This is a genomic window from Streptosporangium jomthongense, from assembly GCF_042650425.1.
Taxonomy (GTDB): domain Bacteria; phylum Actinomycetota; class Actinomycetes; order Streptosporangiales; family Streptosporangiaceae; genus Streptosporangium.
The window spans coordinates 447,399-470,648 of sequence record NZ_JBHSBC010000012.1 but is presented as its reverse complement, the minus strand read 5'-3'; the positions used below and the strand labels follow the sequence as shown (position 1 = coordinate 470,648).

The window sequence follows — 23,250 nt, the reverse complement described above, 5'->3', positions numbered from 1 at the left end:
GGGGCCGGTGGACACAGTGGAGGACGCGGTGGAGGACGCGGGGCGCGACCTGGTCGCGGTCATGACCGGGTTCGCCAGGACGCTGCGCGCCGCCGGGGTGCCCGCCGACCACGAGCGGACCCAGGCCCTGTTGCGCGCGCTGGCCGTCCTCGGCGCGGCCGTCCCGCGCGGGGTCTACTGGGCGGGCAGACTCACCCTGTGCGCCTGTCCCGACGACCTGCCCCGCTACGACCGTGTCTTCGACGCCTACTTCGGCGGCACGCGGGCACGTCCGGTTCCCCCGCCCACGGTCAACGTCACCCGGGGCGTCACGACCCTGACCGGCACCCGGGGACAGGCGGGGGACGGTGAGGAGCGGGCGGCGGCCGCCAGCCCGGCGGAGGTCCTGCGCAACAGGGACGTGGCCGCGATGACCGGTGCCGAGCTGGCCGAGGTACGACGCCTGCTCGCCCTGCTGCGGGTGGATCGCGAGCGGCGCGGGTCACGACGGTTCGGCCCCTCCCACAGGGGGCGCCTCGACGGCGGGGCGACGATCCGCGAGACCCTGCGGCACGGCGGCCAGACCGTACGGCTGCGCCGCCGCGCCCACCGCACCAGGCCCCGCGGGGTCGTGCTGCTCGTCGACGTCAGCGGCTCCATGGCCCCCTACGCCGACACACTGCTGCGCCTGGGACACGCCCTGGTGCGCGCGGAGCCGAGGGCGACCGAGGTGTTCAGCGTGGGCACCCGCCTGACCAGGATCACCGCCGAGCTGCGCCCGCGTGACCCGGCGGCGGCGATGGAGGCCGTCTCCGCCGCCATCCCCGACTGGAACGGCGGAACCCGCCTCGGTGAGGAACTGCGGAGCCTCCTGCGGCTGCACGACGCGGCGGGCGCGACCGTCGTCATCGCCTCCGACGGGTGGGAGCGGGGCGACGCCTCGCTGCTCGGCGCGCAGATGGCCAGGCTGTCCAGGACCGCCCACCGGGTGATCTGGGTGAACCCGCACAAGGGGCAGGAGGGCTACCGCCCGCTCACCGCCGGGATGCGGGCGGCGCTGCCGTACGTGGACGACTTCGTGGCCGGGCACAGCCTGGCGGCCTTCGAGGCGCTGGCCCGGCTGCTGGGAGGGCGGAATGCGTGACATCCTCTCGCAGATCACGCGCTGGTGGGAGGCGGGTGAGACGTTCGGCCTGGCGACCGTGGTCGAGACCTTCCGCAGCGCGCCCCGGCCACCGGGAGCCTCGATGGCCGTCCTCGGGGAGGAGGCGGCGGGCAGCGTGTCCGGTGGCTGCGTCGAGGGAGCCGTCTACGAGCTGGCCCGTGAGGTGGCCGCCTCGGGGACCCCGGTGCTGCGGCGCTACGGGGTGAGCGACGACGACGCCTTCTCCGTCGGGCTGACCTGCGGGGGGATTCTGGACGTCTTCGTCGAGCCGGTCTCGCGCGGGACGTTCCCCGAGCTGGGGGAGGTCGCCGCGGCGGTGCGGGAACACGAGCCGGTCGCGGTCGCGACCGTGCTGTCCGGCCCGGGCGCCGTCGGGGCCCGCCGGGTGGTCGGCCCTGAGCGCGCCTCCGGCTCGCTGGGCCCGGCCAGGCTGGACGACGCGGTCGACGACGACGCCCGCGGCATGCTCGCCCAGGGTCTCACCGGGATCCGCCGGTACGGCCCGCATGGTGAGCGGCGCCTCGACGACCTGGCGGTCTTCGTGCACTCCTTCGCCCCGCCGCCCAGGATGCTGGTCTTCGGCGCCATCGACTTCGCCGCCGCGGTCGCCAGGATCGGCAGGTTCCTCGGCTACCACGTGGTGGTGTGCGACGCGCGTCCCGTCTTCGCCACGGCCAGGCGCTTCCCCGAGGCCGACGAGGTGGTCGTCAAGTGGCCGCACGACTACCTCAGCTCGGTCACCGTGGACGAGCGGACCGTGATCTGCGTGCTCACCCACGACCCCCGCTTCGACGTCCCGCTGCTGGAGGTGGCGCTGCGCACCCCGGCGATCTACGTCGGGGCGATGGGCTCCCGCCGTACGCACGAGGACCGGCTGGCGCGGCTGCGCGAGGCGGGCCTGGGGGAGGAGGAGCTCGGGCGGCTGCGCTCGCCGATCGGCCTCGACCTGGGCGCGCGGACACCGGAGGAGACCGCGGTCTCCATCGCCGCCGAGCTGATCCAGTTGCGCTGGGGCGGCTCGGGACGGCCGCTGAGCGACGGCTCGGGCCGCATCCACGCACCCGGCCGCCGGACATGACGCGGGCGGCGAGCGCGGGGCTGCTGCTGGCCGCAGGCGGCGGTTCCCGGCTCGGCACCCCCAAGGCGCTGGTCGAGCTGGACGGTGAGCGGCTGGTCGACCGGGGGGTCAGGCTGCTGCGTGAGGGCGGCTGCCATCCCGTGGTCGTCGTGCTCGGGGCCGCGGACGCTCAGGTGCGCGGGGCGGTCGTCGTGCGCAACCCGGACTGGCGGAGCGGCATGGGCTCCTCACTCAGGACCGGCCTGGCGGCGCTTCCCGGTGACGCGGAGCGGGTGGTGATCGCCCTGGCCGACCAGCCGTCCATCGGGCCGCGGGCCGTGCTCCGGCTGGTCGAGGCCGCGCGCCTGGGGGCCTCCGTGGCCGTCGCGACCTACGCGGGCAGGCGGCGGAACCCGGTGCTGGTCGCCAGGGAGCACTTCGCCGAGGTCGCCGGGCTCGCGGCCGGTGACGTGGGCGCCAGGGCCTTCCTCAGGGCGCACCCCGAACTGGTCGTCGAGGTGCCCTGCGACGACGTGGGCGACCCGGCCGACATCGACACCCCCGGCGACCTGGCGGCTTGGCGACGGCGGGGCTGAGATCAGGGGGTCTCCCGGTGCAGCCGGAAGGAGGCGACGGCGGCGCGGTGGTCACTGCCCGCCGCGGCCTCGACGCCCGCGGTGGCCGCGGTGAGGCCCCGGTAGAGGATGTGGTCGGGCCTGGTCACGGGGAAGGAGGCGGGCCAGGTGAAGCCGAACCCGGTCCCGGCCTCCTGCTGGGCGTCCAGGAGCGGCGGCACCAGGCCGGAGCGCTTACGGTCGGTCGTGGCGGTGTTGAGGTCGCCGAGCAGGAGAAGGCGCCGGCTGCCGTCGCGCTCGACGAGCCTTCCCGCCTGGGTGAGGGTCTCGTCCCGCTGGGCGGTCTGGCCGGGACGGGCCGAGGCCAGGTGCATCACGTAGACGGTCAGCCTGCCCTTCGGCGTCTGGACGACCGCCCGCAGCGCCCTGGTCCAGCCGAGGCCGATGTCCACCCGGCGAGCCTGCAGGATCGGGAACCTGCTCCACAGGCCGACCGTGTTCACCTGGTAGCGGTGCGGGAAGCGGTTGTCGAGCTCCTTGGCCGCGGGACCTCCCTCGGTCAGCTCCTGCACGGCGACCAGGTCCCGTCCGCCGGAGACGGTCCGTACGGCCCGCGCCGAGTCGCCGTTGGCCGCCCCCACGTTGATCGTGGCGACCGAGACGTCGCTCGGGCCGCCGGGGACGGCGCGCAGCAGCGTGGGGCCGAACATGATCCCCCAGACGGTCGCGGGCAGCAGCGCGGCGACGATCACCGGCCATGACCGGGTGACCAGGGCGCCGAGCAGCAGGAAGGGGACGGTGACGCCGAGCCAGGGCAGCAGGCTCTCCAGCACCGGGGTGAACCCTCCCAGGTCGGGCAGGAGTCCGTGGCCGCCGAGAACGAGGGCGAGCGCCCCCGCAAGCACCATGATCGCCCGCCTCAGCACACCGCTCCTCGTCCGCGCCACCATCGCGGGCCGTCCGCCCCCGCCCGCACGGGCCTCCCGAGCCCGAGACCCGTACGCTACCGGCCTCGTGCGGGCGGCGCGGGTCTTGGAGCGGGCCGGAAGGAGTCGATAGCCTTCTGGGCAGAGAGAACGGAATAACATTCGGTTCCTGTGGCGCGGGAAGGACGATCCTGACGATGCGTATCGGTATGGCCCTGAGTTACGCGGGGGGCTTCAAGGAGACCGTGGACGAGCTGGCCGACTACGAGAGGGCGGGGCTGGACATCGTCTTCGTCGCCGAGGCGTACAGCTTCGACGCGGTCAGCCAGATGGGCTACATCGCGGCCAGGACCGAGCGGCTGCAGATCGCCTCGGGCATCCTGCCCATCTACTCGCGCACCCCCGCCCTGCTGGCCATGACCGCGGCCGGCATGGACTACGTCTCGGGCGGCCGTTTCACCCTGGGCATCGGCGCCTCGGGGCCGCAGGTGATCGAGGGCTTCCACGGCGTGCCGTACACCGCGCCGCTCGGCCGCACGCGGGAGGTCGTCGAGATCTGCAGGCAGGTGTGGCGGCGCGAGCGCCTGGAGTACGAGGGAAGGCACTACACCCTTCCGCTGCCCGAGGGGGAGGGGACGGGGCTGGGCAAGTCGCTGAAGCTCATCAACCACCCCGTCCGCGAGCGCATCCCCATCGTGATCGCGGCCATCGGCCCGAAGAACGTCGAGCTGTGCGCCGAGCTGGCCGAGGGCTGGGAGCCGATCTTCTACATGCCGGAGAAGGCCGCCGAGGTCTGGGGGGCCTCCCTGGCCGTGGGAGGGGCCAGGCGCGACCCCTCGCTGGGAGCCCTCGACGTCATCGCCCAGGCCCCGCTGGCCATCGGCGACGACGTGTCCGGCCTGGTCGACCTCGGACGTCCCGTCGCGGCCCTCTACATCGGCGGCATGGGCGCCAAGGGCAGGAACTTCTACAACGACCTGGCCCGCCGCTACGGCTACGAGAAGGAGGCCGAGGAGATCCAGGACCTCTACCTCGCGGGCAAGAAGGAGGAGGCGGCCGCGCTGGTCCCCAGGGAGCTGCTTGAGGCCGTCTCGCTGATCGGGCCGGAGGGTCATGTGCGCGACCGCCTGCAGGCGATGCGCGACTCCGGCGTCACGACCGTCAACGTCACCCCGCTCGGCCGTACCCACGCCGAGCGCGTCCGGCTCGTCGAGAAGGTCGGGGAACTCGCCTCCTGAGCCCTGTCCGGGCCTTCTCTGGCCGGGGAGAACGTGATACTGATCACAGGTATAGATGAAATTTCCTACCAGAATAGGTGGTTTCACGCCCTGTGAGGTTCTCCCCGGTGACCCCTCTGCTCGTCGGGCGGCCGTATGTGGATCTGTGCCGCCTGAACGGCCAGCTCTGTCACTGAACGCATTTCCCGCTCCCTCCCGCCCCGCGCGGGCACGTTCTCACGTCGGAGTCGCGTTCATGAAGAAAGTCTCCTTCTCCCTGCAGTTGCTGCTCGGCCTGGTGGCCGGTGCCGCACTCGGCTTCCTCGCCCGCGCGGGCGAGATCGCCTGGCTGACCACCACCCTGACCGAGGTCGGCAGGCTCTTCGTCCAGCTCCTCAAACTCGCCGTCCCGCCGCTCGTCCTCACCGCGGTCGTGGTCAGTGTCGCCAACCTGCGCAACGTCGGCGGAGCCGCCAGGCTCGCGGGCAAGACACTGCTGTGGTTCCTGGTCACCTCGCTGATCGCGGTGGTCATCGGCCTCGGCCTCGGCCTGGTCATCAACCCCGGCGAGGGCGTCACGATCTCCACCGCCGGGGCCAAGGCCCCCGACCTCGACGGCGCGGGGACCTGGCTCGACTTCGTGACCGGGATCATCCCGACCAACGTCGTCACGGCCTTCACCGAGCTTAACGTCCTGCAGATCGTCTTCATCGGGGTCGTCCTCGGCGCGGCGGCCCTGGCGGTCGGCGAGGCGGCCGAGCCGTTCCTCGTCCTCAGCCGCTCGGTGCTCGAACTGGTGCAGAAGGCCCTGTGGTGGGTCATCAGACTGGCCCCGATCGGCACCGCGGGCCTGATCGGCAAGTCCGTCGCCGCCTACGGATGGGACCTGCTGGCCCCGCTGGCCAAGCTCGGAGCGGGCGTCTACATCGGCTGCCTGCTGGTGCTGCTGGTGAGCTACCCGCTGCTGCTCGCCCTCGTCGGCCGGGTCAGCCCGCTGACCTTCTACCGCAACGCCTGGCCCGCGATCGAGCTGGCCTTCGTCTCCCGCTCCTCGATCGGGACCCTGCCGCTGACCCAGCGGGTCACCGTCGAACGCCTGGGCGTCGACCGCGACTACGCCTCCTTCGCGGTGCCCTTCGGGGCGACCACCAAGATGGACGGCTGCGCCGCGATCTATCCCGCCCTCGCCGCGATCTTCGTGGCCCAGGTGTACGACGTCCCGCTCGGCCTCGGCCAGTACCTGCTGATCGCGTTCGTCTCGGTGGTCGGCTCCGCCGCGACCGCGGGCCTGACCGGCGCGGTCGTGATGCTCACCCTCACCCTGAGCACGCTCGGCCTGCCCCTTGAGGGCGTCGGCCTGCTCCTGGCCGTCGACCCGATCCTCGACATGATCCGTACGGCGACGAACGTGGCCGGGCAGATCGTGGTGCCCGTGCTCGTCGCCCGGTCCGAGGGCCGTCTCGACGAGGCGGTGCTGAACGCCCCGCCGCTGCCCCTGGACGAGACGTCCGCCAGACCACTGGTCACCGGGGGCGCCCCCGCCCCCGCCTGACGCCCCGAGATGGCGGGCGGCACCTGCGGCCCGCCACCGCCTCTCCCGCCCGCCGCCGCCCAAGGTGTGGCGGGCGGGGGTGGAGACAGGGGCGGAGGAGGTCAATAGCATGCGAGGCATGACCGCCACCCACGCCACGCGCCGTACGCGTCTGGCGGAGCTGCTGCCCGCCCACGACGTGGACGCCGTCCTGGTCACCCGGGGGGTGAACGTGCGCTACCTGACCGGCCTGGCGAGCTCGAACGCCGCGGTGCTGGTCACGGCGGACGGCACCGCCACGCTGGCCACCGACTCCCGATACACGGAGACCGCCAGGCGCCTGTGCCCGGATGTCGAGGTGCGCCAGGAACGCGACGTCGCGGGAAGCCTGGTCGCGACGGCGGCGGGCCGGGTCGGCGTCGAGGCGCACCACATGTCCGTGGCCGACTACTTCCGTCTCGGCGGGGACCTGCCGCGGCTGAGCGGGCTGGTCGAGTCGGTGCGCAGGGTCAAGGACGAGGAGGAGATCGACCTCATCCGCACCGCCTGCGCGCTCACCGACCAGGCCTTCGGCGACGTGCTGCCCAGGCTGCGGCCCGGAGTGACCGAACGGGAGGTCGCCAGGGCGCTGGAGACCCGGATGATCGAGCTGGGCGCGGACAAGCCCGCCTTCGACTCGATCGTCGCCTCGGGCCCGAACGGCTCGATCCCGCACCACTCGCCCTCGGAGCGTCCCCTGCAACGGGGAGACCTCGTGACCATGGACTTCGGGGCGCTGTACGACGGCTACCACGCCGACATGACCAGGACCGTGGCGATCGGGGAGCCCGCCGCCTGGCAGCGGGAGCTCTACGACCTGGTCAGGGCCGCCCAGCGGGCCGGCCGCCACGCCGTACGGCCGGGCGCGCTCACCCACGAGGTGGACGCCGCGGCCCGCGACCTGATCACCGCGGCCGGGCACGGTGAGCGCTTCGGGCACGGCCTGGGACACGGCGTCGGGCTGGAGATCCACGAGGTGCCGTTCCTGGCTCCGCCGAAGCCAGACAGCGATGCCGGGCACGCTAGACTAGAGGATCGAGTTCCGGTCACCGTCGAGCCTGGTGTCTACCTGCCGGGTATGGGCGGCGTCCGCATCGAGGACACGCTCGTGACGCGTGATGCCGGACCGGAGCTTCTCACACGGACGACCAAAGAGCTGCTTGTCCTTTAAAGAGCGGCCGTACGCAGGAGAAACTAGTGGCGACGACGAACGACCTCAAGAACGGCCTGGTGCTCAAGCTCGACGGCGGTGAGCTCTGGACGGTTGTGGAGTTCCAGCACGTCAAGCCCGGTAAGGGCGGTGCGTTCGTCCGCACCAAGCTGAAGAACATCAAGTCGGGCAAGGTCGTCGACAGGACCTTCAACGCGGGCGTCAAGGTCGAGGTGGCCAACGTCGACAAGCGCGAGATGCAGTTCTCCTACATGGACGGCGAAGAGTTCGTCTTCATGGACACCGAGACCTACGACATGCTCAACGTCTCCCGGGTGGCCGTCGGCGACAGCGCCAACTACCTGCTGGAGAACATGCTCGCCACCGTCGCGGTCAACGAGGGCAACGTGCTCTACGTCGAGCTGCCCGCGGCCGTCGACCTGATCATCGCCGAGACCGAGCCGGGCCTGCAGGGCGACCGCTCCACCGGCGGCACCAAGCCCGCCAAGCTGGAGACCGGCGCCGAGATCAAGGTGCCGCTGTTCATCACGACCGGTGAGAAGGTCAAGGTCGACACCCGCACCGGCGAATACCTCGGCCGCGCCTGATGTCCGCACGGGGTAAGGCGCGCAGGCGCGCGCTGGACATCCTCTTCGAGGCCGAGGCGCGCAGCCAGGACCCGCTCGCGGTTCTGGCCGAGCGTCTCGAAAGGGCGGAGCCGCCCGTCAACGAGTACACCGCGACCATCGTCGAGGGCGTGTGCAGGCACCGCGCGCGCATCGACGAGCTGATCACCACCTACGCCGAGGGATGGACGCTCGACCGCATGCCCGCGGTCGACCGCAACCTCCTGCGCGGCGGCACCTACGAGCTGCTGTGGATGCCCGACGTGCCCGAGGGCGTCGTCATCAGCGAGTGGGTCGGGCTGGCCTCCGAGCTGTCGACCGACGAGTCCCCGCAGTTCGTCAACGGCCTCATGGCCCGGTTCAAGCAGCTCAAGCCGTCCCTGGCGCTGTAGGTCACATCCGTGGGGAGGACCCCTCTCCGGTCCTCTCCACGGACGCGCCCGCGGGAGCCGTGAACGGACCTTTCCGTTCCGACCTCCTGAACCACGCGGCCCCGGTCCGAACTCCTTCCACGCCGGGGAAAGAGCAGATCGAGCCCGGCCCCGGTTCCTCCCCGGACGGCACCGGGTACGGCCCGGCGTAGGCTGGGGCTCGTACCGCGAAAGAGGAGGCGATCTTAAGTTGCGCGCCGTAGGCATCTCACGCCCGTCGGCCACTCCGGCGGTCCGCACCGCCGTCGTGTGGGACGTGTTGCGGGCAGTGCTCGCCGACCGGGTGGCCGCGACCGGCAGGGATCGGCTCGACATCGTCGACGCCGGAGGGGGCACGGGCGGCTTCGCCGTACCGCTGGCCGGGCTCGGGCACGCCGTCACCGTCGTCGATCCCAGTCCCGACTCGCTGGCCGCGCTCGAACGCCGGGCCGCCGAGGCCGGGGTCGGCGTTCGCGCCCTGCAGGGGGACGCGGCCGACCTGAAGGAGATCCTCCCCACGGACGGGGCGGACCTGGTGCTGTGCCACAGCGTCCTGGAGTACGTCGAGGACCCGGCGGGCGCCCTGGGCGCCATCGCGGGCCTGCTGCGCGAGGGGGGCGCCATCAGCGTGCTGGCCGCCAATCCGCTCGCCGCGGCCCTGCATCGTTCCATCGCGGGCCGGTTCGAGGAGGCACTGCAGGTCCTGGACGACCCGCAGGGGCGCTGGGGCGACCGCGACCCCACGCCGCGGCGGTTCACCTGCGAGACCCTGGCCGTGCTACTGTCCGCCGCCGGGCTCACCCCCGGTGAGGTCCACGGTGTGCGGATCTTCGCCGACCTGGTGCCCAGCCGCCTGCTGGACGGGGAGCCGGGGGCCGCGCGCGCCCTGGTGGCCCTCGAACAGGCCGCCGCGGCCCACCCCGTGCTCAGGGACATCGCCACCCAGCTCCACGTCCTCGGCAGAAAGTGAGTTCTCGCCGAACGTGTGTTCCCATGTGTCTCGTACAATGGCCTCGTGTCGAGGAAACAGCAGGTGCCGCGTCCGGTCTCGGCGCTGGGCACGGACGACACCGGTTGTCCGATCCTCCACGTCGACATGGACGCCTTCTTCGCCAGCGTCGAGTTGCGTGAACGTCCCGAACTGCGCGGCCTGCCCGTCATCGTGGGCGCCCCCGGCCCGCGGGGGGTGGTGCTCAGCGCCACCTACGAGGCCAGGCGGTTCGGGGTGCACTCGGCCATGCCCATGATCCGCGCCCGGCGCCTGTGCCCCAGGGCCGTGATCATCCCGCCGAGCCGGGGAAAGTACTCCGAGGTCTCCAGGGGCGTCATGGAGATCTTCCGGACCTTCACCCCCGAGGTCGAGCCGATCGCCTCCGACGAGGCCTTCATGGACGTCGGCGGAGCGCGCAGAAGGCTCGGCCCGCCCGCCGCGATCGCCGCCATGATCCGTGAACGGGTCGCCGGCGAGCACGGGATCACCTGCTCCGTCGGGGTCGCCAACAGCAAGTTCGTGGCCAAGCTCGCCTCACAGCACTGCAAGCCGGACGGCCTGATGGTCGTTCCCGCGGACCAGGTCGTCGACTTCCTCCACCCGCTGCCCATCGCGGCGCTGTGGGGCGTGGGGGAGCGCACCGAGCGCTCCCTGGCGCGCCTGGGCGTCAGGACGGTCGGCGACCTCGCCAGGATCCCCGTCGAGACCCTCCAGCACGAGCTCGGCCAGGCCGTGGGAACCCACCTGGCGGCGCTGGCCTGGGGCCGTGACGAGCGCCGGGTCACCCCGCACACGCCGGACAAGAGCATCGGCGCCGAGGAGACATTCGCCACAGACGTCGACGACCCGGAGCGGATCCACCGGGAGCTGCTGCGCCTGTCGGAGCGGGTCGCGGCCAGGCTCAGACAGGCCGGTCACGCGGGCCGCACGGTCAGCGTCAAGCTCCGCAGGGCCGACTTCACCACCATCTCCAGGTCCCGCACCCTCAGAGAGCCGACCGACGTCGCCCGCGTCCTGTACGCCACGGCCCGCGACCTTTACGGCGCCTCCGGCCTGCTGGGAGTGCGGTTGCGCCTGGTCGGGGTGCGGGTCGAGAACCTCGTGCCGGCGGCCGGGGTGACCAGGCAACTCGGCCTGGGGGAGCGCGAGACGGGCTGGCGGGAGGCCGAGCAGGCGATGGACAGGGCGGCCCGCAGGTTCGGTCAGGATGCGGTGCTCCCGGCGTCGCTTGTTCGCCCGTCGTTTGGTGAAATAGATCTATGACACCGCCTCCGGTTTGGACTACGTTGGACGTTTTCTTTCGTCTACGTCTACAGCCTCGTATTCTGGGGATAACCGACCGCGAGGTTCGGACACCCCGTGTCGTCCGTCACCGTCTTCCCCGTACTGGGGCTGTCCTTGGGAGGCGCCGTGCCGCTCTCTGAGCACGAGCAGCGCTTGCTCGACCAGATCGAGCAGGCCCTCTACGCCGAGGACCCGAAGTGGGCCAATACCGTAAGGATCAGTGATCCACGCAGCCATTACAAGCGCCGCCTGGTGAAGGCCTCCATCGGCTTCGTCCTGGGCGTCGTCCTGTTGATGGTCGGCGTCGTGAACTACATCCCGCTCGGAGTCGGCGGTTTCGTGGTCATGCTCGCCGCGTGTCTGTGGGGTCTGTCCAGCTGGAAGCGCATGAACGGCTTCGGTGAGACCTCAGGGGCCGGCGGCCCCTCCCGCCAGACGGGCAGGGCGGGCCGCAGGAGTGGTCCCAAACCGAGTTTCATGGAGCGGATGGAGGAGCGCTGGCGCCGTCGTAACGACGAGCGCTGAGCCTCTCCCCGCACCCTCTGGGACGGCACGCCCTCGGGGCACGGAGTCCGGCCGGGTCCTGTGCCGGCTGGACCGTGCCACCTGGGTCATGCCGTCCGGACGTCTCCCCGAACCGTCCCCCGTGACCGCCTCCCTGTGACCGGTCCCCGGCCGGTGCCGCCGAACGGACCACGCCCGCGCCCGGATCTGTCCGGACGCGGGCGTGTGGGCGCTTCGCGGTGGGGTCAGGCCTTCCTGCCGGTGAGGCGGAGGTTCTCCAGCCGGTCGAAGACGTCCAGCAGACGTGTGCCCAGGGTCCGCATCCCGGTCAGCGTCGAGGGCGGCAGCAGCACCGCGCGGATCCTCCTGCTCCGGGGCGCCGAGGCCGCCAGCGCCCGCCGTACCACGCGCAGGTCCTCACGCGGGGAGCCGGTCTCGCCGGGGGTCCTGGCGAAGAGCATCCGCTCGGCCGAGGCGGCGATCCGCGTCACGGCGGCCTCCGCGTCCGCGTCGAACCCGTGCTGGGCGCTCAGCCGTACGGCCAGTGCCCTGGGGGTCTCACTGGGCGCGCGAGACACCCCGTAGTCGTACAGCGTGTCACCGAGCTCCGCCCAGACGGCCGTCGTCGCCTGCTTCCACAGTCCCGTCCTGACCGTGACGGTTCCCGGCGCCTCCGCCAGAACGACGGCCGGTCGTGCCGCGCGGGAGCAGATCCGGCGGCGGTGCCCGCGCAGCCGCAGCCGCAGCATCGCCGGGATCAGCACGACGAACGCCACGGCCGCGACACCGAGGCCGATCCTGACCGCGAGAGGGGTCTCCTCCTCGACCACGATGGGCCCGCTGCCGCCGTAGTCGAGCTCGGGCCTGCGGTTGCGGGGGTTGCTCGCCGACCCGTTGGCCAGGTCGGAGGAGCCGGAACCGATCGCGGGAGCGGCCGAAGGCTGGTCGCCGGGCTCGTTCGCCGCCTGCGCGCGGCTGTAGGAGGGAACCGTGGCGCTGCCCTGCCCGGTGAGACCGGTGGGGGTCGGCTCGAAGCGCAGCCACCCCGTCCCCTCGAAGTAGAGCTCGGGCCAGGCGTGGGAGTCGTGCGTGCCCACCTGCCAGTGGTCTCCGACCCTGCTGCCGCCGGTGTAGCCGACGGCCACCCTGGCCGGGATGTGGAGCACCCTGGCCAGCACCGCCATCGCGGCGGCGAACTGCTCGCAGTATCCGGCCTTGTTGCGGATCAGGAAGTCCGTCAGCGCCTGCCCGCCGTGTCCCTGAGCGGCCAGGGTGTAGACGAAGCCGCCCTTGCTGGTGAAGAACTCCTGCAGCCGGACCGCCCGGTCGTAGGGCGTCCTCGCGTCCTTGGTCTCCCTCGCCGCCAGTTCCTTGACCTCCCTGGGCAGGTCCCTGGGCAGCTGCAGGTAACGGTCGGTGATCTGCTGGGGCGCGGCCGCGGCCGACCTCAGCCTCTCCGCGGTCGGCCTGGGCTCGTCGCTGACGACCGTGTAGGTCATCCCCTCCGCGGTGTCCTCGGTGGAGAAGACCATCAGGGAGTCACGGTCCGGCCGCCAGTCGCCCTCGATCCCGATGCGGTTCGGCGGGTACGGCAGCGGCAGGAACTCCAGCCCCTTGAGGGTCTTGCTCACCGTGATCCTGGTCGTCACGGTCGCGACGGGCGTCTCACGGCTCTGACCGGGAGGCGGGGGCAGCGGCCCGCGTGAGATCCGGTCCTCGGGAAGGCCGCTGGGCCCCGCCATCGTCCACTGCTGGCCGTCGAAGATGTCCAGCGAGTACATCCGCAGGTAGCGCGGCAGGTTGTCACTGGTGGTGTAGCTGAGGACGTCGGCGTTGGCCGGCAGCGACAGCGAACCCCGCAGGCCGACGATCGGGTTGGAGATGCTGATCGAGTTGTTGCCCTTCCCCCTGCCGTTGCCGACGCCGAAGCCGAACAGCGGGGAGGGTTCGAGTGTGGGCAGCAGCGCGGGCAGCAGGACGGCCAGCACCACCGCGGTGAGCCCGATGCGCTTGCCGGACAGGCGCAGCGGGCCGACGTCGGCGACGGTCCGCGCCGTCACCGAGGCACGGCGCACCAGTACGGCCCTGCCCCAGTGACCCACGCGTTCCCTGCCGTCGGCGACCAGCAGCCCGAGGTAGCCGGCGGCCGCGACGATGAACGCGGGCCAGCTGACCGGCTCGGTCGCCACCGCGGCGGGGACGGTGAACAGCGCCAGCAGCGGCAGCCCGCACAGCGCCGCCCTGCGCGCGCGGGAGGCGAGCAGGTCCACCAGGACGGCGATCAGGGCGACGCCCCCGCAGGTCAGCAGGGTGATGGAGGTCGTCGCGGGCACGGGCGCCGCGAAGCGCTGGATGTCGGCGAAGCCGCCGACCAGCATCCTGGCCAGCGCGACGACCGACTCCCTGGTCGGGACGACCCTGCCCCACGCCTTCTCCGGGGTGAAGACGGCCGTCAGATAGATCCAGATGGCGACGACCTGGCCGAGCGGCGCCAGCCAGCCCGGCAGGCTGTAGCGGCTGGCCGGTACGCCGACCGCCGTCACGACGACGACGGCCCCCAGACTCGCCCAGAACCAGGCGCCCCCCTGGAAGAGGGGGTAGAGCGAGACGGTGACCGCCATGGTCGCCGCGCCCGCCGCGATCGGAAGTCTCATGAGCCGCCCCCACTGAGTACGAATCGCCCGCCCTGCGCCGCCTTCGGCCACACGTTCGCGATCGTCGCGCCAGAGGGCAGTGGCACGACACGCCATCCGGCCCCGGCCAGCACGGCCTGGGCCGCCTGGTGGCCCTCATCGTCGCCGAGTTCCGGCCGTTCCCAGCCGGCGACGTCCAGCAGCACGGCGACCCCGGTCATGTTGCCGTGCCTGAGCCGGGCCAGTTCCCGGGCCTGCTCGGCGTCGACCGTGCCGAGCACGGCGACGATCAGGCCCTCGCCGCCGCCCTGCCGGAGAGCGGCCACGCCGTACTCCAGGGAGCGGGCGGAACTGGTGCGCATCTCGGCGAGGGTGTCGAGCAGCGCCCAGCTCAGCCCGGTCTCCGGAAGCCGTTCCGCGCCCTGGTCGGTGACCAGGCGCAGGCCGAGCCCCTCGTGCGCCAGATGGAGCCCGATGGAGGCCGCGGCGGAGACCGCGACCTCGAAGGAGGAGCGGGGTCCCTCACCCCGGTGGGCGTACCTGCGGGTGTCCAGCAGCAGCGCGCCCCTGCTCTGCCACTGCTGCTCCTCACGCCGCACCATCAGCTCGCCGTACCTGGCGGTCGAGCGCCAGTGCACCCGCCGCAGGTCGTCGCCCTGCCGGTACTCGCGCGGCGCGACGTCGTCGTCACCGGCCGCCGCCACACTCCTGGTACGGCTCTCGCCCCCGCCCGCGAGCTCCCCGGAGAGGCGGACCCGGGGCAGCGGGACGACCTGGGGCGTCACCACGAGCGTGTCGCTGATGGTGAAGGACCTGGTCAGCTCGACGAGGCCGAACGGGTCGGTGATCCGCACGGTGAGCGGGCCGATGCCGAACCGGCCGCGCAGGTCGGACCTGACCCGGTAGTCGATCTCGCGGATTCCCAGCGCCTCCACCCGGTCCAGGACGAACCTTGGACGGGCGCCCAGGGCGTACGGGACGGTGTCCTCGATCATCAGCAGACCGGTGGGCAGCCGGGTGACGTTCTCCAGGCGCAGCGTCACGGTGGTCTCGCCGCCGACCGGGACCCGGGGCGGGTCAAGGCGGCGCGCGCAGCTCAGCCGGTAGCGGGTGCGGCTGACCACCATCGCCGCGAGCAGCGGCAGCGAGATGATCAGCACCCCGATCCTGAGCAGGTCGTGCTCGCCGAGGAAGAAGGCGCACAGCAGCGCCGCGGCGCCGGAGGCGAGAAATGACCAGCCGCGGGCGGTGAGCGCTCTGAGGCCCGAGGTCACTTCGTCTGGACCTCGGGCACGGGCACCCGGCGAACCAGGTCTGCCACCACCTGCTCCGGCATGCGTCGCTGCCCCTGGGCCTCGACACTGGGCAGCAGCCGGTGCGCCAGCACCGGCACGCACAGGTCCTGCAGGTCGTCGGGAATGACGTAGTCACGCCCGGCCAGCGCGGCGTGCGCCCTGGCCGCCCTGACCAGCTGCAGGGTCGAGCGCGGGGAGGCGCCCAGCCGCAGCTCGGGGCTCTGCCGGGTCGCGGTCACCAGGTCGATGGCGTACTTCTTGATCGGCTGCGAGACGTAGACCGCGCGCACCGCCTCGATGAGCGCCCGCACCTCCGCGGTCGTGGCGACCGGCTCCAGCTTGTCCAGCGGCGAGGCCGCCCCGTGAACGTCGAGCATCTCCAGCTCGGCGCCGGGTTCGGGGTAGCCCATCGCGATCCTGGCGGTGAAGCGGTCGCGCTGCGCCTCGGGGAGGGGGTAGGTGCCCTCCATCTCGATGGGGTTCTGCGTCGCGATCACCATGAAGGGGCTCTCCAGCGCGTAGGTCGCGCCGTCCACGGTGACCTGGTGCTCCTCCATGCATTCGAGCAGCGCGGACTGCGTCTTCGGCGAGGCGCGGTTGATCTCGTCCCCGACCACGATGCTGGCGAAGACCGGGCCGGGCTTGAACTCGAACTCCCGGGTCTGCTGGTTGTAGGCGCTGACCCCCGTGATGTCGCTTGGCAGCAGGTCGGGGGTGAACTGGATACGGCGGACCGGACAGTCGATGGAACGGGCCAGGGCCTTGGCGAGCATCGTCTTGCCGACACCGGGCACGTCCTCGATGAGGAGGTGCCCTTCCGCGAGGAGAACGGTCAAGGTCAGGCGGACGGCGTCCCCCTTGCCCTCGATCACCGACTCGATCGCCTGGCGGATGCGATGCGCCGTGACGACCAGATCATCGAGCCGAGGTGAGATGTCATGGGTTACTGCCACCAGGCCTCCATGAAGCTGCGGCGGTTTCACGCCGGGGGTTGGTATTTGGGGGTCTTTATAGGCCCTTTTCCATTGTGCGTACCGACACTACGACGCCCGAGGTTCCAGAGCGACTCTATGTGGGTATTAGGGCTGTTTCCGGGTGGACAGCCACAGTGTGTGAGCTGAGCGTTCTGTTCGTGTGGAGGACGTGTCCGGATCTTGTGACGGGCCGTGGGGCAAGGCCTTCCGGCGGTCGCGCGCTCCACTTTCCCTCTGCGGTGCCGCCGATTGGTTCATTCCTCGATTGTCCGACTATCGCTTACCTTCTCGACACGCCCGTGACATACCGGAGGCGCCTTGCCCCTCCACTCCGCTCCACCTGTTCTGAGCTGGGAAAATGGCGGCGAAACCCATCGTTAAGAGCCGCGGAATCAGTTGACGGTGGAGAGAAGTGGAGTATGGTGGTGCGCAGTGGAGGGCAGGGGCCACAGCGCCAGGTGCTCCGCTAGGCACGGGAGGTGAGGCCGATGTTCCTCGGCACCCACTACCCGCGCCTCGATGACAAGGGACGGCTGTTCCTGCCGGCGAAGTACCGTGAGGAGCTGGCGGAGGGTCTGGTGATCACCAAAGGCCAGGAGCGCTGCCTCTACGTTTTCCCCGTAGAGGAGTTCCAGCGCATAACCGAGGCTCTGCGCACAGCGCCGGTGACCGCCAAGGCGGTCCGTGACTACAGCCGCGTCTTCTTCGCGAGCGCCTCCGACGAGGTCGCCGACAAACAGGGTCGGGTCACCGTCCCGCAGGCCCTGCGCGATTACGCCGGGCTCAGCCGTGACTGCGCCGTCATCGGCGCCAACACCCGGCTGGAGATCTGGGACGCCCAGGCCTGGGACAAGTACCTGGCCGACCAGGAACAGGCATTCTCCGACCTGTCGGAGGAGGTGCTGCCAGGGATTCTGTGACTGCACGGTCGACTCATCGGTGAAAACGTCGTTCGGCGAGGTCTCCACCCGCAACCACATGTTCGTCAGCTGATGCACCTTCCCCGGTGTCAGGTGGCGACGGAAAGCGGGTGCGGATGGGGACCTGGCCGGACGGCCCCCGGGGGTGGGAGCCAGGAGAAAGACACCGATGGGCGTCCGCCGCGTGACCGCGCGGGAGACGCGGCGAGAGGGGGGTTGGCGCTTCATGCGCGCCGAAGACGACAAGAGGGATTCCCAGGGCCGGGGCGGCCATGTTCCCGTGATGCTCGACCGGGTGCTTGAGCTGCTGGCGCCCGCGCTCTCCGGACCCGGCGCCGTCGTGGTCGACGCCAACCTCGGCCTCGGCGGTCACGCGGAGGCACTGCTCGCGGCCCACCCCGCGCTGCACCTGGTCGGAATCGACCGGGACCCCACCGCCATCGAACGCTCCACCGCCAGGCTCGCGCCGTACGCCGACAGGATCACGCTGGTCAAGGCCGTCTCCGACGAGCTGGCCGAGGTGCTGGCCGACCTCGGGCGCCCCCGGGTCAACGGGGTGCTGTTCGACCTGGGTGTCTCCTCTCCTCAGCTCGACGAGGCCGAGCGCGGCTTCGCCTACTCCTACGACGCGCCGCTGGACATGCGGATGGACGGGGGGCAGGAGCTGACCGCGGAGATCGTGGTCAACACCTACCCGATCCCCGAGCTGATCCGGATTCTCCGGGATTACGGCGAGGAGCGATTCGCCCCGCGTGTCGCGCACCTAATCGGCAAGGAACGGGCCAAGGAGGCCATAACGTCGACTAAGCGGCTTGCGGAGATTGTCCGTGAGGCCATCCCCGCCGCCACTCGACGAACCGGGGGCAACCCCGCCAAAAGGACCTTCCAAGCGTTGCGGATCGAGGTGAACGCGGAGTTGACGGCACTGGAACGCGCCCTCCCCGCGTCGCTCGACGCGCTGACGCTCGGCGGGCGCGTGGTCGTGCTCGCCTACCACTCCCTTGAGGACCGGCTGACCAAACGGGTCCTCGCGGCGCGGACCAAGGAGACGGGCCCTCCAGGGCTGCCCGTCCCGCTGCCGGCTCACCAGCCGCGGTTCGCCCTCCTGACAAGGGGAGCCGAGCTCCCGAGCGAAGAGGAGGTCGCCCGCAACCCGCGGGCCGCCTCCGCCCGGTGCCGGGCGGCAGAGAGGATTCGTGAGGCAGTTGACGAGGAGTGAGCAAGACGTCCGCCGCGGTGCACCGGTCCGCGGCGGGCGGCCCACGCGCGTTCCCCGCACGATGCCCCAGGTGCGCAGGACGCGTCCGGCCAGGAACGTTCCCGCGACGGCAGCGGCGGGGGCGGCCAAACCGTCCGCGGCCCGCGGGCGGAAGGCGCCGCGCACGCCGTTCGTGCTGCTCGTCATCGGCCTGCTCTGCGGTGGCCTGGTCAGCCTCCAGCTACTGAACACGATCCTCAACCAGGACTCCTTCAGGGCCACCGAGCTGCGTAACGGCAACAACCAGCTCCGCCAGAAGAAGGAGTCGCTCAAGCACCAGAACGCCCTGATGGACACCCCGGAGTGGCTCGCGGGCAACGCCGAGAAGCAGGGACTCGAACCCGACTGGGACAACCCGAACGTCATGGTCCCCGGCCGCCCCACTCCGGGAACGCCCAAGGAGGGCGCCCCGGTGGGGGCCGCGGGGGAGAGCCCCGTGGGCGCCGCCGGAAACGACGGCCAGACGCCCGCGGGGCAGGAGCGAGCGCCGGGCACGGGCCGGTGAGAGAGGCCGGCGGGCGGGGTCCGAGACCCGGCAGAGGCGGCTCGGGCGGCGGTTCCGCCGGAAACCCGGGCCGCAGGGGACCGGGCGGGCCGGGCCGTACCGGCAGACCCTCGGGCCAGGACGGCGCGGGGAAGCCGGGGCCGCAGGGCCGCCCTCCCCGCCAGGACGGGCAGGGTGAGCCCGGCCGCCCCCGGCGCCCGGAGGGACAGGGCGGCCACGACGGCGGCAGGCAGCAGGGCTCAGGACGGCCAGGCGCCCCCGGCCGTAAGGACGGTACGGGCAGGTCACGCCCCGACGGCTCGACCGGCAGGCCGGGCGGTACGGCACGGCAGGGCGGGCAGGGAGCCCAGGGCGGCTCCGGCAGGCAGGGCCGCCCGGAGGGCGCATCGGGCAGGCCGGGTGTTCCCGGTAAGCAGGGCGGTTCCAAGGGCGCTTCCCCGAACAGGGGCACCGGGTCCCAGCCGGCGGGCAGGCCGCGTCAGGAACGGCCGCCGGCCGGGGCGGACCTCAGAGTGGGTCTGCGGGCAGGCCCGCGAACGGGCAGCCGGGCCGTCCGCGCCAGGCAACCCCCCAGGACGGCTCCACGCGGGGCGGCAGGCCGGCGGGCCCCAGAACGACCGGGTCACGGGCGGAGGCCCCTCCCCCCGGGCAGGCACGCCAGGCGCGCCGGACGCCGGCGTCCGGGCCGGGGCCGGTGGGCGGCGGCCCCGCGCGACCGAGGGCGGCGGGGCAGGCACGCGCGGAGGCACCGGGCAGACCGGGCCCGCCGCGAGGCCGCAGGCCTCCGCGACCCTCACCCTTCTCCCAGATGGTCCAGGGGCTCGTCTCCAGAGCCGGCTGGACGGGTGATCCCGGCTCCGGCAGGGGCAGGCCTCCGGCGCGTCCGCCGGCCGTACTGCGCCTGGGCAACCCGGGACGGCGGATCAGCATCGGCCTGATCGGGATGACCTTCGTGCTGTCCATCTTCGCCGGGCGGCTGATCCAGCTCCAGGGCCTCGACTCCAAGGTCTACGCGGCCAAGGCGGCCGAGCGGATCAGGCCGGAGAAGCTGCCCGCACGGCGTGGGGCGATCACCGATGTCAACGGCCACGAACTCGCGCTGACCCTGGAGGCGCGCGAGATCTTCGTCGACCCCGGCGTGGTGACCACCCCGCAGCAGCGCGACCGGGTGGCCACGGCCCTGGCCGCGGAACTCAGCGTGCCCAAAGAGCAGATCATGGCGAAGTTCGCCGCGGGCGGCCGCTACCAGCAGGTGGCGGCGGCGGTCGACCCCGTCGTCGCCCAGCGGATCATGGACCGTGACTTCAAGGGCGTCGGCAGCAAGCACCGTTACCGGCGCGACTACCCGGGCGGTAACCTCGCGGGCACCCTGCTGGGCTTCATCGGCGCCGACGGCAGCGGCCTGAGCGGGCTGGAGAGCACCTACAACAAACTGCTCGCGGGCCGTGACGGGGAGCAACTCGTCGAGACGGGCGCCGGGGGGCAGCGCATCCCGATGACCGGCAGCACGCTGCAGACGCCGGTGGACGGCGGGAGCGTGCGCCTGACCATCGACCGCGACATCCAGTGGGCCGCGCAGAAGGCCATCGCCGACCAGGTCAAGGCCGTCGGCGCGCGCACGGGCAGCGCCATCGTCCTGGACGCGCAGAGCGGGCACGTGCTCGCCATGGCCAACGCGCCCGAGCTCGACCTGAAGAACTGGCAGAAGACCGCTCCGGAGGACTGGGTCAACCGCTCGGTGACGGACGTGTTCGAGCCGGGCAGCACCAACAAGGTCATCACGGCCGCGGCCGCCCTGGAGTCCGGGGCGGTCAACCCGGACAGCGTGTTCTCGGTCAGGGACAACATCCGCTGCGCCGACCAGGTGCTCAGGGACTCCCATCCGCACCCGGTCGAGCGGCTGACCTTCTCCGGTGTCGTGGCCACTTCGAGCAACGTCGGCACGATCCTGGCCGCGCAGAAGGTCGGCGACCAGAAGCTCTACGAGATGCTGAAGCGCTTCGGCTTCGGCACCAGGCCGGGCACCGGCCTGCCGGGCGAGGAGGCGGGACTGCTGCCCGACTGGCGCAAGTGGTCGGGCAGCCAGCGCTGCACGGTCGCCTACGGCCAGGGCGTCTCGGTGACCGCGCTGCAGACCGCCAGCGTCTACCAGACCATCGCCAACGGCGGGGTACGCGTGACCCCGCAGATCGTGGCGGGGACGACCGGCGCAGAGGGCGCCTTCACCCCCGCCGCGCCCGCCGGGCGGACCCGGGTGATCGGGCAGGACACCGCGGCGCAGATCTCGGGCATGCTCGAGGCCGCCGTGAGCGAGGAGGGCACCGGTAACCTCGCCGCCATCGACGGTTACCGTGTGGCCGGTAAGACCGGTACCGCGATGCGCTATGACGCCAAATGTCAGGGCTACTGTGGATACACTGCGACATTCGTGGGCTTCGCCCCCGCGGACAAGCCCCGCCTGGTCGTTCTCGCGGTGGTCCAGGACCCCCACAGGGGGTACTACGGTGGGGAGATCGCCGCTCCCGTCTTCAAGAAAGTGATGACGTTCGCGTTGAAGAGCAAGAAGATCCCGCCGACCGGAACCAAGCCGCCCGCGGTGCGGATACGCGCCGGGGAATGAGCAGGGAAGGTACGCTCTCGCCGTGCGTTTCCCGTCGTCCATGCGACCTTCGAACAACTCATCCCGCCCGCTCTCGGGACTGGCGAGCCTGCTCGGCGTGCCCTCGGGCGCGTCACGGGCGCCGCTGGCCCCGGTCTCCGGGGTCACCATCGACTCGCGTCAGGTCCAGCGCGGCGATCTCTACGTGGCCCTGCCGGGAAACACCTCCCACGGCGCGGACTTCTCCGCGCAGGCTCTGGCCGCGGGAGCCTGCGCGATCCTGACCGACCCCGACGGGCGTGAGGCGGCGGCCGCGACCGGCCTGCCCGTCCTCGTCGTGCCGGACCCGCGCGCCGTCCTCGGCAGGGTCGCCGTCTGGGTGTACGGCAGGCCCGCCGACGCCGTGACGGTCATCGGTGTGACCGGGACAAGCGGCAAGTCCACGATCGCCTTCATGCTGGAGGCGGGGCTGCGGGCCGCGGGCCACCGGGCGGGCCTGATCGGCGGCGTCGAGATCCACGCGGGCGAGCTGTGCCTCACCCCGAAGCTCACCACTCCCGAGGCCAGCGACCTGCAGGGATTGTTCGCCCTCATGCGGGAGCAGGGCGTGACGGCGGCGGCGATGGAGGTCTCAAGCCACGCCCTGGCGCTGGGCCGCGTCGACGGGGTCTTCTACGACGTCGCGCTGTTCACCAACCTGTCGCAGGACCACCTCGACTTCCACAAGGACCTCGACGACTACTTCGCCGCCAAGACCCGGCTCTTCACCCCGGAGATGAGCCGGGTGGGTGTCGTCAACATCGACGACGCCCACGGCCGGGAGCTCCTGGCCGTCGGCAAGATCCCGATGACCACCTTCTCCGCGTCGGGCGCGGCCGAGGCCGACTGGCGGGCAGTGGACGTCCGCCTGGACGCCGAGGGCAGCGCCTTCCGCGTGGTGGGCCCGGGAGGTGTCGAGGAGGAGGCGACGGTGGCCCTGCCGGGGCCGTTCAACGTCGCCAACGCGCTGGGCGCGATCGTCGCCCTCGTCGAGTCGGGGGCGCCGCTGCGCGCCGCGATCGCGGGCGTCGCGACGCTGACCGGGGTGCCGGGCCGGATGGAACGGGTGCCGGGCGGCGACGGTTTCCAGGCGATCGTCGACTACTCCCACAAACCCGGCGCGGTCGAGTCGGTGCTGAACGCCCTGCGCGAGGTCACCACGGGCAGGCTGACCGTGGTGCTCGGCTGCGGCGGTGACCGCGACAAGGGCAAACGGCCGATGATGGGGGAGGCGGCGGCCAGGCTCGCGGACGTGGCCATCCTCACCAGTGACAACCCGCGCTCCGAGGACCCGCTGCGGATCCTCGCCGAGATGCTGGACGGGGCCCTCGCCGTGTCCCCGCACGAACGCGCACATGTGATCATTGAGCCGGACCGGGCCGCCGCCATCGACCTCGCCGTCGCCGGGGCGGGCCACGGCGACGTCGTCGTCGTGGCGGGCAAGGGGCACGAACAGGGCCAGTACGTCGGGGACCAGGTGCTCCCGTTCGACGACAGGCGGGTCGTCGCCGACGCGATCGTCAGGCGACGCGACCGGCCCGGGCACGCAAGCACGTATGGAGAGTAGGGAAGA

General features: G+C 71.9%; 20 protein-coding genes. 16 read left to right on the top strand and 4 right to left on the bottom strand.

Annotated features, from left to right (window positions below; genetic code table 11):
* Positions 1–7 precede the first annotated feature (7 nt).
* Genes ACFOYY_RS13830 through ACFOYY_RS13820 form a run of 3 tightly spaced genes read left to right on the top strand, consistent with a single transcriptional unit; the run spans position 8 to position 2,797 of the window.
* Positions 8–1,123 (top strand): vWA domain-containing protein, encoded by a 1,116-nt coding sequence (locus ACFOYY_RS13830; RefSeq protein ID WP_386189979.1) that lies wholly within the window; start codon positions 8–10, stop codon positions 1,121–1,123.
* On the top strand, positions 1,116–2,222 hold the full coding sequence (locus ACFOYY_RS13825; RefSeq protein ID WP_352008980.1) for an XdhC/CoxI family protein: 1,107 nt from the start codon (positions 1,116–1,118) through the stop codon (positions 2,220–2,222). The genes ACFOYY_RS13830 and ACFOYY_RS13825 overlap by 8 nt, the downstream gene beginning before the upstream one ends.
* On the top strand, positions 2,219–2,797 hold the full coding sequence (locus ACFOYY_RS13820) for a nucleotidyltransferase family protein (protein ID WP_362778585.1): 579 nt from the start codon (positions 2,219–2,221) through the stop codon (positions 2,795–2,797). The genes ACFOYY_RS13825 and ACFOYY_RS13820 overlap by 4 nt, the downstream gene beginning before the upstream one ends.
* A 2-nt stretch (positions 2,798–2,799) precedes the next feature.
* Here ACFOYY_RS13820 and ACFOYY_RS13815 read toward each other — a convergent pair whose 3' ends face one another.
* The gene (locus tag ACFOYY_RS13815; protein WP_386189978.1) at positions 2,800–3,702 is read right to left on the bottom strand and encodes an endonuclease/exonuclease/phosphatase family protein; all 903 of its coding nucleotides are present in this window, start codon (positions 3,700–3,702) and stop codon (positions 2,800–2,802) included.
* A 197-nt stretch (positions 3,703–3,899) separates the two neighbouring features.
* Between ACFOYY_RS13815 and ACFOYY_RS13810 the strand changes: the two genes are divergently transcribed.
* From ACFOYY_RS13810 to ACFOYY_RS13775, 8 genes are all read left to right on the top strand, one after another.
* A complete protein-coding gene (locus tag ACFOYY_RS13810; RefSeq protein ID WP_386189977.1) occupies positions 3,900–4,940 on the top strand; it encodes an LLM class F420-dependent oxidoreductase in 1,041 nt (346 codons plus the stop codon).
* Between the two features lie 235 nt (positions 4,941–5,175).
* On the top strand, positions 5,176–6,471 hold the full coding sequence (locus tag ACFOYY_RS13805; RefSeq protein WP_362916563.1) for a dicarboxylate/amino acid:cation symporter: 1,296 nt from the start codon (positions 5,176–5,178) through the stop codon (positions 6,469–6,471).
* Positions 6,472–6,589: 118 nt separating this feature from the next.
* Positions 6,590–7,660 (top strand): M24 family metallopeptidase, encoded by a 1,071-nt coding sequence (locus ACFOYY_RS13800; RefSeq protein ID WP_352008985.1) that lies wholly within the window; start codon positions 6,590–6,592, stop codon positions 7,658–7,660.
* 26 nt (positions 7,661–7,686) lie between these two features.
* Positions 7,687–8,247, top strand: a complete 561-nt coding sequence (gene efp, locus ACFOYY_RS13795) for an elongation factor P (RefSeq protein ID WP_352008986.1) — start codon at positions 7,687–7,689, stop codon at positions 8,245–8,247.
* On the top strand, positions 8,247–8,657 hold the full coding sequence (gene nusB / locus ACFOYY_RS13790) for a transcription antitermination factor NusB (RefSeq protein ID WP_352008987.1): 411 nt from the start codon (positions 8,247–8,249) through the stop codon (positions 8,655–8,657). Before efp ends, nusB begins: the two co-directional genes overlap by 1 nt.
* Before the next feature lie 229 nt (positions 8,658–8,886).
* The gene (locus ACFOYY_RS13785; protein WP_386189976.1) at positions 8,887–9,645 is read left to right on the top strand and encodes a class I SAM-dependent methyltransferase; all 759 of its coding nucleotides are present in this window, start codon (positions 8,887–8,889) and stop codon (positions 9,643–9,645) included.
* A gap of 45 nt (positions 9,646–9,690) precedes the next feature.
* Positions 9,691–10,929 carry a DNA polymerase IV gene (locus ACFOYY_RS13780; protein ID WP_362778577.1) on the top strand — a complete coding sequence of 413 codons (1,239 nt, stop codon included), beginning with the start codon at positions 9,691–9,693 and terminating at the stop codon, positions 10,927–10,929.
* Positions 10,930–11,076: 147 nt separating this feature from the next.
* A complete protein-coding gene (locus tag ACFOYY_RS13775; protein WP_352008990.1) occupies positions 11,077–11,475 on the top strand; it encodes a DUF3040 domain-containing protein in 399 nt (132 codons plus the stop codon).
* A 224-nt stretch (positions 11,476–11,699) separates the two neighbouring features.
* Here ACFOYY_RS13775 and ACFOYY_RS13770 read toward each other — a convergent pair whose 3' ends face one another.
* From ACFOYY_RS13770 to ACFOYY_RS13760, 3 genes are read right to left on the bottom strand one after another with little or no spacing between them, the layout of a single operon-like run.
* Positions 11,700–14,108, bottom strand: coding sequence for a transglutaminase TgpA family protein (locus ACFOYY_RS13770; protein ID WP_386189975.1), 2,409 nt, complete (start codon positions 14,106–14,108; stop codon positions 11,700–11,702).
* Positions 14,105–15,361, bottom strand: coding sequence for a DUF58 domain-containing protein (locus tag ACFOYY_RS13765; RefSeq protein WP_352008992.1), 1,257 nt, complete (start codon positions 15,359–15,361; stop codon positions 14,105–14,107). Before ACFOYY_RS13765 ends, ACFOYY_RS13770 begins: the two co-directional genes overlap by 4 nt.
* Positions 15,358–16,335, bottom strand: a complete 978-nt coding sequence (locus ACFOYY_RS13760) for an AAA family ATPase (protein ID WP_386189974.1) — start codon at positions 16,333–16,335, stop codon at positions 15,358–15,360. The genes ACFOYY_RS13765 and ACFOYY_RS13760 overlap by 4 nt, the downstream gene beginning before the upstream one ends.
* Positions 16,336–16,844: 509 nt before the next feature.
* Between ACFOYY_RS13760 and mraZ the strand changes: the two genes are divergently transcribed.
* The 5 genes from mraZ (at position 16,845) to ACFOYY_RS13735 (ending at position 23,244) form a co-directional block, all read left to right on the top strand.
* A complete protein-coding gene (gene mraZ, locus ACFOYY_RS13755) occupies positions 16,845–17,276 on the top strand; it encodes a division/cell wall cluster transcriptional repressor MraZ (protein ID WP_352008994.1) in 432 nt (143 codons plus the stop codon).
* Positions 17,277–17,502: 226 nt separating this feature from the next.
* Positions 17,503–18,495, top strand: coding sequence for a 16S rRNA (cytosine(1402)-N(4))-methyltransferase RsmH (gene rsmH / locus ACFOYY_RS13750; RefSeq protein WP_386189973.1), 993 nt, complete (start codon positions 17,503–17,505; stop codon positions 18,493–18,495).
* A 70-nt stretch (positions 18,496–18,565) separates the two neighbouring features.
* Positions 18,566–19,039: a hypothetical protein gene (locus tag ACFOYY_RS13745; protein WP_352008996.1), complete on the top strand. Its 474-nt coding sequence runs from the start codon at positions 18,566–18,568 to the stop codon at positions 19,037–19,039.
* Between the two features lie 943 nt (positions 19,040–19,982).
* Positions 19,983–21,659 (top strand): peptidoglycan D,D-transpeptidase FtsI family protein, encoded by a 1,677-nt coding sequence (locus ACFOYY_RS13740; RefSeq protein ID WP_449343616.1) that lies wholly within the window; start codon positions 19,983–19,985, stop codon positions 21,657–21,659.
* A gap of 40 nt (positions 21,660–21,699) precedes the next feature.
* Positions 21,700–23,244, top strand: a complete 1,545-nt coding sequence (locus tag ACFOYY_RS13735; protein WP_386190057.1) for a UDP-N-acetylmuramoyl-L-alanyl-D-glutamate--2,6-diaminopimelate ligase — start codon at positions 21,700–21,702, stop codon at positions 23,242–23,244.
* Positions 23,245–23,250: the final 6 nt, after the last annotated feature.

Coding starts and splice junctions, on each gene's coding strand:
- ACFOYY_RS13740 (WP_449343616.1), top strand. CDS start 19,983: ATGACCTTCGTGCTGTCCATCTTCGCCGGGCGGCTGATCCAGCTCCAG.
- ACFOYY_RS13770 (WP_386189975.1), bottom strand. CDS start 14,108: ATGAGACTTCCGATCGCGGCGGGCGCGGCGACCATGGCGGTCACCGTC.
- rsmH (WP_386189973.1), top strand. CDS start 17,503: ATGCGCGCCGAAGACGACAAGAGGGATTCCCAGGGCCGGGGCGGCCAT.
- ACFOYY_RS13805 (WP_362916563.1), top strand. CDS start 5,176: ATGAAGAAAGTCTCCTTCTCCCTGCAGTTGCTGCTCGGCCTGGTGGCC.
- ACFOYY_RS13825 (WP_352008980.1), top strand. CDS start 1,116: ATGCGTGACATCCTCTCGCAGATCACGCGCTGGTGGGAGGCGGGTGAG.
- ACFOYY_RS13735 (WP_386190057.1), top strand. CDS start 21,700: ATGCGACCTTCGAACAACTCATCCCGCCCGCTCTCGGGACTGGCGAGC.
- mraZ (WP_352008994.1), top strand. CDS start 16,845: ATGTTCCTCGGCACCCACTACCCGCGCCTCGATGACAAGGGACGGCTG.
- ACFOYY_RS13800 (WP_352008985.1), top strand. CDS start 6,590: ATGACCGCCACCCACGCCACGCGCCGTACGCGTCTGGCGGAGCTGCTG.
- ACFOYY_RS13820 (WP_362778585.1), top strand. CDS start 2,219: ATGACGCGGGCGGCGAGCGCGGGGCTGCTGCTGGCCGCAGGCGGCGGT.
- nusB (WP_352008987.1), top strand. CDS start 8,247: ATGTCCGCACGGGGTAAGGCGCGCAGGCGCGCGCTGGACATCCTCTTC.
- ACFOYY_RS13810 (WP_386189977.1), top strand. CDS start 3,900: ATGCGTATCGGTATGGCCCTGAGTTACGCGGGGGGCTTCAAGGAGACC.